The organism is Intrasporangium sp., assembly GCF_035280925.1.
Taxonomy (GTDB): domain Bacteria; phylum Actinomycetota; class Actinomycetes; order Actinomycetales; family Dermatophilaceae; genus Intrasporangium.
This window is the reverse complement of record NZ_DATEEY010000023.1, coordinates 1-9,637: the sequence shown is the minus strand read 5'-3', so window position 1 is coordinate 9,637 and position 9,637 is coordinate 1. Positions and strand designations below refer to the sequence as shown.

The window sequence follows — 9,637 nt, the reverse complement described above, 5'->3', positions numbered from 1 at the left end:
GGCAGCCGGCGGGTATGCCCCGCGCGGGTTCCTCTAGTCCCGCGCTCCCTCCGCCGTTCGATGCGTGCCGCGACACGGTACTGTGCGTCGCCCCGTCCGGGTCAATAAGGCAGATGCCGTAGTTGCGAGGGTTGGGGGCGCCTCGCAGCACAGGTCACAACCGGCCGAGAGTCTCGAGGCGAATCTCTGATCGACGACCGCGCCGTCGTGCCGCGCGAGAATCTTGTACGGAACAAATACACAGAATTCCCTTGAATCCGGCCTGATCAGGTCGTAGGGTGGGTGTCTGGCCGTCTCGATGGAGACGGCGGCGGGTCTCGAACTCGGATAGGTGCCGGCCCAACGGTTCGGCATCAGAGCAGGAGCGACGACCGGAAGCGGCGAGCACCCTCGCGCCCGGTCGTTCACGTCGGACCCGTCGCGTCGGTCGAAGTCGAGTCGGCGGGAGCCGGGTGAGTGAGCCCGGTTGCTGAGACCAGGCAAGTAGCCGTCGCCGCTTCACTTCATCCGGGCGATGCGCGTCGAACGCCAGGTCCCAGCTGACCGCTCGCTCGCCGGTGGCGAACGGATCGAGGTTGCGTGAGGTCGTGGGCGCACGTCGACTCGGTCAGCTTCGTCAGCTTCCGCACCTGCCAAGGCTTGCTTTGTGCTGCGCTGCGAACTGGAGCTGACGATGACACCGACGACGTATACCTGCTTCACCGACCCCGCCGAGGTCCAAATCGATGGCCGGGCTCGATCGGTCTGACCGCGCCCTGCGCGGGCGGATCGGCGCGTACCGCCTACACGCCACCCACGACTCGCGCGAGACGTCCCGTCCGGGACGCGAGGCGTTCCTCGCGAGCTTCGAGCGCGCCGTCGACCCCGACGGCGTCCTGCCGCCGGCGGAGCGGGCGAGGCGGGCGGCCCACGCCCGCTCGGCCCACTTCGCCAAGCTGGCGTACATGTCAGCCCGGGCCAGACGCAAGCGCTCGGCCCGCCGGAAGGGCAGACCGTGACCACGGTGGCACGGGCGCCGCTCGTCCGGGCCGGGCCCGGCGTGGCCGCATGGACCGCGCTGCCCGAGCGCGACCGTGCGCTGCTGTTATGGCTCGTCCAGGGCGACGTCGTGACGGCCGAGCTCGCGGCGCTGCTCTGTTACGGCCACCTCCGGATCGCCCAGCGCCGCCTGGCCAAGCTCGTCGGGTACGGCCTCCTCTCCGGCTTCTGGGCGGCCAACCGGCAGCGACCGCGCGGCCGCTACGCGTACGCGCTCACGAAGCAGACACGCCAGCAGCTCGAGCGCCTCGTCTGGCCCGAGGGCAAGCGCAAGCTGCCCGACGGGCAGATCGAGACGGTCAGCCCGGTCATCCACCAGCTGGCCACCCACGACGTGTTCGCGAGCTTCCTACGGGCAGTCGATCACGAGCGCGATGTGGGCATCACATCCTGGGTGCCCGAGCGGGCGCTCATCAGGCTCAACTACTGGGCGTCACCACGCCCGGATGCGCTTGCGGTGATCGGCACAGGCGACGCCTCGATCGTGCTGTTCATCGAGCGCGACCTCGGCACCGAGCGGGGCGGCACGCTGTGGTCGAAGGTCAAGTCGTATCGCGACGTGTACGACAGCCGGCCCGAGGCGGCGCCGGTCCACGTCGGGCTCGTCGTCGACACGCCGCGTCGGGCGGCCTCGGTCCGCCGCAGCCTGCGCGGGGATACCGACGGCAAGGCCGTCCACGCTTGGGTGACCATCGCCTCGGACCTCGCCACGAGCCCCTATGACGCGGTCTGGCTGTCACCGTCCATGGACGTGGCCCGGACGGTCGATCTGGCGGCGCACTGGACCGGCGATCGCTGGGACCTGCTCGCGCCGGGCTGCCTGGCCGACCCCGATGCGCTCGAGATGCTCGATGATCGGGTCATCGGCTTCGTCCCCCTGCTGCGCGCCGCGGCCCGCTGAGCCGACGAGGGCCAGGTCGCGCCCGCTGTCGCGTCCCTGGCGTCTCGCGCAGAGAGAGCCGCGACCGGGTCGCGACCAGGTTGCGACGATGGACACGGCAGGCTGGTCGTGCTCGACGAGCACGACCCCCGAACCGCGACATCACTGCGTGATTCTCTCCCTCCCCCGCCGCCCGGCCATGATGCGGGTGATCGCTGGAATGGACGTCAATCCCTGAGCAGACGTGACGCTACGCGACGTCGTGGAAAACCTGCCAACGAGGCGCCCATTACGACGGATCCCCTGGCGGTACCCAAGAAGAAGTCTGGTTAAGCACAGCCGCTGCGACGCGCCGTGTACTAAACTCCTGGCTAGTCTGCTTAACTAAGGATCACACGTGCCATCTGACCGCGCCGGAGCATACGTCCGCCAACCGGCTGGCTACCGGGCGTTCATCCCGTCGCCTCTTCCGCCGGATCCGCCGCTCGATCTTGATCGCGGGTTGGTGACCGTCCTCTCGAGGGCGGACCAGGCGGTCGGGCGTCTCGACGGCCTGAGCCGGACGCTGCCCAACCCCGAGCTCTTCGTCGCAATGTATGTCCGGCGTGAGGCGGTGTTGAGTTCGCAGATCGAGGGCACCCAGAGCACGCTCGACGACGTGCTCGCGTATGAGCTTGCGGGCATCCTGGGGCTCCATCGCGATGTTGAGGAAGTCGTCAATTACGTCAAGGCGATGGAGTTCGGCCTGCAGCGGCTGACGACCCTACCGCTGTCGCTGCGGCTCATCCGCGAGATCCATGGCGAGCTCCTTAGCAGCGGCCGTGGCGCAGAGCGGATGCCGGGCGACTTTCGCACCTCGCAGAACTGGATCGGCAGCTCCGGAGGACTCCTGCGCGATGCCACCTACGTGCCGCCGCCGCCCCACGAGATGCGGGAGGGACTCGGGAACCTCGAGACCTTCCTCCATGCTGACCACGGCTTCCCGCCGCTGATCGAGTCGGCGCTGGCGCATGCGCAGTTCGAGACCATTCATCCGTTCCTCGACGGCAACGGACGAGTGGGTCGCCTGCTCGTGACCTTCCTGCTGGTGCATCGGGGTGTTCTGAGCCGGCCGCTGCTGTACCTGAGCTACTACCTCAAGCGGCACCGGGCGAGCTACTACGACCGGCTGATGAGCGTGCGCGAGGACGGTGACTGGGAAGGCTGGGTGCGCTTCTTCCTGACCGGGGTCGCCGAGACTGCCGAGGAGGCCACCAGAACCGCCGGCGCCATCGTCGCGTTGCGCGACCGCCATCGTGCGGTGGTGCGACGGCTTGGAGCCAACGGGCTATCGCTGCTGGACCTGCTCTACGGGAACCCTCTCGTGAACGGTCGCCTCGTGACCGAGTCGCTCGGGGTATCGGCGCCGACCGCCCACAAGCTGCTTCAGAGCTTCGAGGACAGCGGGATCCTCGTCGAGATCACCGGCTATCGTCGGAACCGGCTGTTTCGCTACAGCCCGTTCCTCGCGCTGTTCGACACGCCGGCGGCACCGGCCGAGGAGGAGGCCGAGGTCCAGGAGACGGAGTCCCCGCCCGGGACCGCTTGAACGAATGCCGCGATTGATTAGCCGGTGGCGGACGCGCGTCCGACCGCTACCGACCGTCCCCGCGGCGACCTGCCGGATCCCCGATCAGAACCGGTCGTCGGACTGTCGCCCGGACGACCTATGTGGCGACCCAGTTGGGTCCGTCGACCGCCACATCGATCCGGTCGAGTGTGTGAGAAGGTCGCATCCCGGCAGGTGCTCCTCTGCGACAGACTGGTGGGATGTTCGCAACGCCATCATTTCCGTTCCTATGGGCACCTGTTTGCGTTTTCCGGGTCGTGAATCAGGTCAGGCGCTCGGTGGATCCGGGCTTAGTGATGTTCCCCGGTGAAGATGAGACTGGTGATTGCATTTGGTCAGCCTCGCCACTGACGGCTGTTGACGCGCCCGACGCGGACCGGCCCATCGAGGATGGCATCTTGGATCCGTCGCTCAGTGAAATCCGAGATGGGCGTCGGGAGGTCGTCGAGCGGCCAGTATCGAACGTCACTGACCTCCGGTGAGGCGGCGACCGGATCGAGCCGCTCGTTCCAGCGGCACCTGAAGACGAAGTGCAGCATCGGTCCGAAGTCGTGATGAGGTTCGAGGTACACGCCGGTGAGTCGGTCGAGTTCGGCGCGCAACCCGGTCTCTTCGAGGAGCTCCCGCCGCGCGGTCTCATCGGGGGCCTCGCCCGGCTCCGCCCCGCCGCCCGGCAGCTCCCAGTTCAGCAGCCCGTAGGTGTGGTGAACCAGGAGCACCCGACCCTCGCCGTCGAAGATCGCACAGGTGGCACCGAGTGCGGTCCGTTGAACCGGGCCCTCGTCACGCATCGGGCGAGCGTAGCCCCATTCGGCGACGGCTCGGCTCACGCCGCGAGGATCGAGTCGAGCAGCGCGGCGACATCGGCCAGGGCGGGCACGCTCGCGAAGCCGCGATCAGTGAAGGGCGTTCCGTCGAACCGCTCGGCCGGGGTCTGCCAGTCGAGCTCGCCGTGGAGCCGGTGATAGTTGTAGTAACCGGCGTAGGCGATGACGGCGGCCTCGGCAGCGGCAAGATCGGCGAGCTGCTGGCGATCGAGGACCTCGGATTGCAGGGTTGCCCAGAATGCCTCGATCTTGCCGTTCGTCCAGGGCGTGTCGATCTGGGTCCGCATGTGGCGGATGCGCAGGTCGGCGAGGCTGCGCTGGAAGCGGCTGAGCATCGTCCGGACGATCGCCACGAACGGCGTCCCGTTGTCGGTCATCAGCTCGTGCGGCACGCCGCATAGCTCGATCGCCTCTTCCAGCAGGGCGAGAACCCAGATCGCTTCCTTGGTCGGCACGGCCCGGATCCCGAGGAGGAACCGGCTGTGGTCGTCGATGAGGGCGACGAAGTGGCAGGTCCGCGCCCTCCCCGTCGCGCCGAGCAGGTAGAACGGGCCCTTGAGACCGATGTGCCAGAGCTCGTTTGACGGCCGCTCGCTCATAGCGCGGGCCGGGTCCGGACGTAGCTGGGGCGGTGCGTGCCGTGGCGGGCAAGGACGCGGTCGACCTGGCCGTGGCTCAACGGCCAGACGTTCCGTCGCCGGAACTCAGCGGCGATTCGCCGACTGTTCAAGTAGGTCAGCAGACGTACCGTCAAGATGAGCCGTTCGAGGGCCGCCGGCAGATCACTCACCCGGCCGATGCGGGGACGATCAACGAGCGCCTCGAGCCCGCCGTCATCGAACCGCGTCCGGCAGCGGAACAAGCTCGCCCGACTGCACCCGGTCTCGGCGCAGACGAGGTTCAGTGGCTCACCCGCCGCCCAGCGCCGGAGCGCCGCGCGTCGCCACCGAACGACCGCCGCTCGGTCCCGCCGGCCGGCGTCCTCGGGCGGTCGTCCACCCTGGGTCGCGACGAACAGGAACCCTGGTCCTTCTTGATAGTGGTTCCGACGCGGCAGCCGCCGCGGGTTGGCGTACGTCCGAGACTGGACCTCCGGCATCCGCGCCCTCCTCGAGGCGCACGTTAGCCAGTCTCATCTTCACCGGGGAACTTCACTTAGTGGCAGCCATCGGAGCAGCGCTGCTATTCCCTCACGGTCCACCCAGTACGATGGGGCCGGCCATTTCACCGCGTGTCGGTTCCGCAAGCGGTTCGAGCAAGGGGAGGTTGCCTACGAGCGATCTTGGCGAGGCGATGAGCCACGGCTTGGAGCGGAGGTGTGTAAATGAGACGGCTGACCGCGCTGCTAGGAATCCTGGTCATTCTGGCGTATCCCTCGTTAGTCGCTGCGACGGCTTACGGATCTCTGACTTACCAGACCCACTGGCATCCTCCGGGCTATGCCGATACGGCGTTGTGCGTGCAACCCGGAATCGTTGACACTGCAAGGAACTACAGCCAGAGCGTCACAAAGAACTACGTAGGCTCCGGTTCTTGCTCCGGGTCAAACAGGGCGCTGCCGTCTGGATGGATTCGAACCCAGGTGGCCGGCTTCCGATCTGGTGCCTTGTGCGGCTATTCGGGCTGGTACTACAGCAACGTCCAAACCTCTTCCTGGCAGATATGGATCCAGATGTGCAGCAATCCCAGCGGCACGCAGGTCTTCCACACCAGGGGCTATGGAGGAGGCTGGTACGGCGACGGGTACGTCGGCGGCGCGGGAGTCACGTCTCCCAGCCAGAACTACTGAGGAGTGCGCACAATGAGCGTTATTCGTGCTCGGCGATTGGACCGCTGGAGTCTCGCCCTGGCGACCACAGTTGCCCTAGCCGGCCTTGTGCTCGCCGTTACCGTTGCAACCGCGTCCACAAGGGCTCCGACAAGAGGCCCAATTCCCGAGGCCGCATTCCGCGTGGGAGCCGAGCCGCTCGACTTCTCGATCATTCCCGACTTCATCCCGGTCCTCGACCGTGATGGCAACATGGCCGGATGGGTGCCTAAGGTCGCTCTCGCAGATCCTCCGGCAAAGGCGCAGCGGGATGCAGCTAGTCCTGTCATTGCGGTATACGGCGATGATCTTGAGACTATCGTGGGCTTCATGTACCCGGGCAAGGGGTTCATCCCGGTTGGCGTCGACCCAGAATCGGTCGCTCCGATTCCGGCTGTCACGGCGCCTGGGCTTTGATGGCGCGGAAGCGACATCGCCGTACGCTCGGCACCCGATCGCTCTTGGAACTTGGCGAGACCTATCGGTTTCGGGTGGGTGCTACAGCGTAAGCGGCCGGCCCTTGACGCCTGCACGGCGCGTCCGTCAAAGGTAGCGCTCCGCGGGCTGCGAGGGCCGTGCCGTTGGCCCCATCGGCGTAAGGCGATCGGAGGGCAGATGGGCTTGCGAGATCACCAATGGCCGAGCCAGCGCATGGCAGCCGTGGTCGTCGCCGCACTGCTGGCCGGCTGTTCACCGGCCGCCACTAAGGGCACGATGCCACCGGTGGATGCGAACGGGGAGGTCGACCCCTCGACTGCGCCCGACTTCATCGCGGTTGCAGGTCAAGACGCCGGTATCGCCGGTTACGCACGGAAGGATGATGTCCTCAGCGTTTCCGACGCGGCGTTCCCAGTGTATGGCGACGACCTGCGAACCCTCGTCGGTCACTTGGTTCCCGGCAGGGGGTTCGTGCCCTTGGGTGTGGACTGGGCCACGGTGCCGACTATTGCGGTCGAGGTCGCTCCTTCCAGTAGTCCGCACGCTACGCACCTCAAGGAGGTCGTGCTCTACGTCCGCAACGATTCGGAGTCCCAAGCGTGGATTACCGTCCTGATAAGTGGGCAGAGGCGGGACGATAGTGGCTTCCCCGGACAGAACATGGGCGTCGGTTGTTATGCGATGCCAGTTGGATCACGCCTCGTCCTGCTCGATCGCTCGCCGGATCAGGTCGGATTTGGTGTGCTTCGCGAGCTCTACGTGCGTGGGCTAGAGTCCGAGCCGCCGTCGCTGTCGGTCATGATCGGCGCGGGCGGCTCGATCCAGCAGGGCACGGGAGTGCCCATCTGGTGGGGTGCGCCGCAGACCTGCTGAGCGTTCACGACGCGGCCGCCGTGCGAATTACGGGGTTTGGCTCGGGGCACATATGCGGGACGGCGGTGACGAGCCCCTATCTCGCGCTGATGGATCAGCAAAGCGGCTCCCGCGGACGAGCCGGCCGATGTCCAGGAGACCGAGTCAGGAAACGGAGTCCCCGCCTTGAGCGAACGGCCATTGAGGAGCCGCGATCGATCAGCCGGTGGCGGACGCGCGTCCGAGCGCTACCGACCGTCCCCGCGGCGACCTGCCGGATCCCCGATCAGAACCGGTCGCCGGACTGTCGCCCGGACGACCTATCGAGCGACCAGTCGCGCGACCGACCCAACGACCGCCATCCCGACAGTCAGAGCCGGTCGGCGAGACCCGACCGACGCGCGGCGTCGAGCGCGCGCTCGGTGGCCGTCGACGCGGCGTAGCGGCGGAGCATCTCGCGGCTGCGCCAGCCGGCGAGCATCATGACCTCGCCCTCCTGCATCCCGTCCGCGAGGCTGGCGTGCGCCCAGGCGTGGCGGAAGGCGTGGGGGTGGAGGCCCGGCAGCTCGACCGCCTCGCCGCGGGTCCGCAGCATCTGGGCGATGCCCGACGCGGTGAAGCGGCCCTTGGGCCCGAGCCACAGCCACGGTTGGCCGGCCAGCCGGTGCTTCGCGCGGTGGTCGAACAAGTAGCGGTCGAGCGCTCGGACCGCCTTGGCCCCGACGTAGATCGGCCGCTCGCGGCCGCCCTTGCCGACGACCCGGATGAGCCCCGAGTCGAGATCGACGTCGTTGGTCGCGGGCTCGGTGGGCGTCCAGCGCAGCCCGGCCACTTCGGCCAGCCGGGCGCCGCTGGCGATGAACACCCGGATGAGCGCCGCGTCGCGTCGGCCGGCGAACGACTTGTCGGCTTCGACCGCACGAAGGAGTCGAGTCAGTTGCTCGTCGCGCAGGACCGGCGGCGGCGTCTCGGGGATGCGCGGCGGGCGCATCGTCGCCATCGGCGAGCGCTCGACGAGGCCCTCGTCGGCCGCCCACTTGAAGAACTGCTGGACTGAGCGGTAGCGGTTGGCGATCGTCGCCGGTTTGCGCCCGGCGGCGCGCATCGCGATCAGCCACTCGGTGAGGTGCTCGCGGGTGATCGCGCCGGGTTCCGTCGGCAGGTCGCGCTCGGCGAGGAACGCCGCCAGGTGGTCGACGCCCTGGAGGTAGGTCGACTCGGTCTTGGCCGACAGCCCGGAGGCGCGCAGGTGGCGCCGGAAGCGGGCCGCGTTGACGGCGAGGCCGGGGGCCTGTTCAATACCCTGCGTCGGGTTCGTCATGGAGCGCGTAGATGGTTGGTTCGAGTCGAGTGCACCTCGCCAAGTTATCAGCTGTGCGGACGCCATGCAAGACGGCTCGACGAGTTATCCGCTCTATTTGAGCGTGAACGGCCGCCCGTAGCTCAGTGGATCAGAGCGACTGACTTCGGATCAGTAGGTCGGGGGTTCGAATCCCTCCGGGCGGGCCAACCAGGCTAGGCCTCGCGCGCGGCGTCAATCCGTTCGAGGCGGCGCTCCATCTCGGCCTCGAGGGCCTCACGGATCGACGGGTCGGCCTCGAGCATCTCCTCGAAGCCCCGGTTGTTGACCTTCAGGAGAAGGCACGGCGTGAGGGTGATCGCCGTCGCCGTTCGGGGCCCCTCGTCGAGCAGCGCGATCTCGCCGAAGTAGCTGCCGTGGCCGCCCGTGTCGATCACGACGCCGTCACGGGTGATCTCCACGGTCCCGGCAACGAGGACGTAGAAGTAGCCTTCGTGTCGACCTTCGTGGGTCAGCGTCGTGCCGGCGCCGACCTCTTCCTCCTCGGCGAGCGCGGCGATCCGCGCCAGGACGTCGCGGCTCAGGCCGGCGAATAGCCGGGACCGTTCGAGCAGGGCGACCTTGTCGCTCATGGCCAGGCGAGTGTAGTGGAACGGTCACTCCCCTCTCGACGGGGGCGGGACAATGGCGGCCGGAGCGCCGGCTGAGGAACGTCCGGGGGCGACGAGCGACGACGGACCGGCGCGGAGGGTGTGCGTCGGTGATCCGCGTCGTGGCGCCTGTGACCGGGCCGGGCGAGACCGTCGCGATCGGCCTGATCGTCGCGGCGAAGTTCGCGCTCCCCCTGCTCATCGTGCGCTTTCCCTTCGCAGCCGGCTGGGCCGCG

Annotated in this window: 10 protein-coding genes and 1 tRNA gene; 6 read left to right on the top strand and 5 right to left on the bottom strand. The window is 67.9% G+C overall.

What is annotated here, in order from left to right:
- Positions 1-725: 725 nt before the first annotated feature.
- The 3 genes from VJN29_RS02495 to VJN29_RS02485 all read left to right on the top strand — a co-directional run bounded on the left by VJN29_RS02495 (position 726) and on the right by VJN29_RS02485 (position 3,506).
- Positions 726-998, top strand: a complete 273-nt coding sequence (locus VJN29_RS02495; protein WP_324141944.1) for a hypothetical protein — start codon at positions 726-728, stop codon at positions 996-998.
- The gene (locus VJN29_RS02490) at positions 995-1,939 is read left to right on the top strand and encodes a replication-relaxation family protein (protein WP_324141942.1); all 945 of its coding nucleotides are present in this window, start codon (positions 995-997) and stop codon (positions 1,937-1,939) included. The genes VJN29_RS02495 and VJN29_RS02490 overlap by 4 nt, the downstream gene beginning before the upstream one ends.
- Positions 1,940-2,315: 376 nt before the next feature.
- A complete protein-coding gene (locus VJN29_RS02485) occupies positions 2,316-3,506 on the top strand; it encodes a Fic family protein (protein ID WP_324141939.1) in 1,191 nt (396 codons plus the stop codon).
- 356 nt (positions 3,507-3,862) lie between these two features.
- Here the strand turns inward: VJN29_RS02485 and VJN29_RS02480 are convergent, their stop codons facing one another.
- From VJN29_RS02480 to VJN29_RS20340, 3 genes are read right to left on the bottom strand one after another with little or no spacing between them, the layout of a single operon-like run.
- Positions 3,863-4,318 (bottom strand): NUDIX domain-containing protein, encoded by a 456-nt coding sequence (locus VJN29_RS02480; protein ID WP_324141938.1) that lies wholly within the window; start codon positions 4,316-4,318, stop codon positions 3,863-3,865.
- A 35-nt stretch (positions 4,319-4,353) separates the two neighbouring features.
- Positions 4,354-4,953 carry an integrase core domain-containing protein gene (locus VJN29_RS02475; RefSeq protein WP_324141936.1) on the bottom strand — a complete coding sequence of 200 codons (600 nt, stop codon included), beginning with the start codon at positions 4,951-4,953 and terminating at the stop codon, positions 4,354-4,356.
- Positions 4,950-5,453, bottom strand: coding sequence for a helix-turn-helix domain-containing protein (locus tag VJN29_RS20340; protein WP_414654314.1), 504 nt, complete (start codon positions 5,451-5,453; stop codon positions 4,950-4,952). The genes VJN29_RS02475 and VJN29_RS20340 overlap by 4 nt, the downstream gene beginning before the upstream one ends.
- Positions 5,454-6,155: 702 nt before the next feature.
- On the opposite strand from VJN29_RS20340, the gene VJN29_RS02470 reads away from it, so the two are divergent.
- On the top strand, positions 6,156-6,578 hold the full coding sequence (locus VJN29_RS02470) for a hypothetical protein (protein WP_324141934.1): 423 nt from the start codon (positions 6,156-6,158) through the stop codon (positions 6,576-6,578).
- 234 nt (positions 6,579-6,812) lie between these two features.
- Positions 6,813-7,472 carry a hypothetical protein gene (locus VJN29_RS02465; protein WP_324141932.1) on the top strand — a complete coding sequence of 220 codons (660 nt, stop codon included), beginning with the start codon at positions 6,813-6,815 and terminating at the stop codon, positions 7,470-7,472.
- A gap of 349 nt (positions 7,473-7,821) precedes the next feature.
- On the opposite strand, the gene VJN29_RS02460 is transcribed toward VJN29_RS02465, so the two are convergent.
- Entirely contained in the window at positions 7,822-8,772 is a 951-nt protein-coding gene (locus VJN29_RS02460) for a tyrosine-type recombinase/integrase (RefSeq protein WP_324141930.1), read from the bottom strand.
- Positions 8,773-8,883: 111 nt separating this feature from the next.
- On the opposite strand from VJN29_RS02460, the gene VJN29_RS02455 reads away from it, so the two are divergent.
- Positions 8,884-8,960: transfer RNA gene (locus tag VJN29_RS02455), tRNA-Arg, on the top strand.
- A 6-nt stretch (positions 8,961-8,966) separates the two neighbouring features.
- On the opposite strand, the gene VJN29_RS02450 is transcribed toward VJN29_RS02455, so the two are convergent.
- Positions 8,967-9,383, bottom strand: a complete 417-nt coding sequence (locus tag VJN29_RS02450; protein ID WP_324141928.1) for a cyclic nucleotide-binding domain-containing protein — start codon at positions 9,381-9,383, stop codon at positions 8,967-8,969.
- Between the last annotated feature and the right edge of the window lie 254 nt (positions 9,384-9,637).

What these genes read in the sequence shown, in the direction of transcription:
- VJN29_RS02480 (WP_324141938.1), bottom strand. Translation starts at nt 4,318, where the DNA reads ATGCGTGACGAGGGCCCGGTTCAACGGACCGCACTCGGTGCCACCTGT.
- VJN29_RS02475 (WP_324141936.1), bottom strand. Translation starts at nt 4,953, where the DNA reads ATGAGCGAGCGGCCGTCAAACGAGCTCTGGCACATCGGTCTCAAGGGC.
- VJN29_RS02460 (WP_324141930.1), bottom strand. Translation starts at nt 8,772, where the DNA reads ATGACGAACCCGACGCAGGGTATTGAACAGGCCCCCGGCCTCGCCGTC.
- VJN29_RS20340 (WP_414654314.1), bottom strand. Translation starts at nt 5,453, where the DNA reads ATGCCGGAGGTCCAGTCTCGGACGTACGCCAACCCGCGGCGGCTGCCG.
- VJN29_RS02450 (WP_324141928.1), bottom strand. Translation starts at nt 9,383, where the DNA reads ATGAGCGACAAGGTCGCCCTGCTCGAACGGTCCCGGCTATTCGCCGGC.
- VJN29_RS02495 (WP_324141944.1), top strand. Translation starts at nt 726, where the DNA reads ATGGCCGGGCTCGATCGGTCTGACCGCGCCCTGCGCGGGCGGATCGGC.
- VJN29_RS02465 (WP_324141932.1), top strand. Translation starts at nt 6,813, where the DNA reads ATGGCAGCCGTGGTCGTCGCCGCACTGCTGGCCGGCTGTTCACCGGCC.
- VJN29_RS02470 (WP_324141934.1), top strand. Translation starts at nt 6,156, where the DNA reads ATGAGCGTTATTCGTGCTCGGCGATTGGACCGCTGGAGTCTCGCCCTG.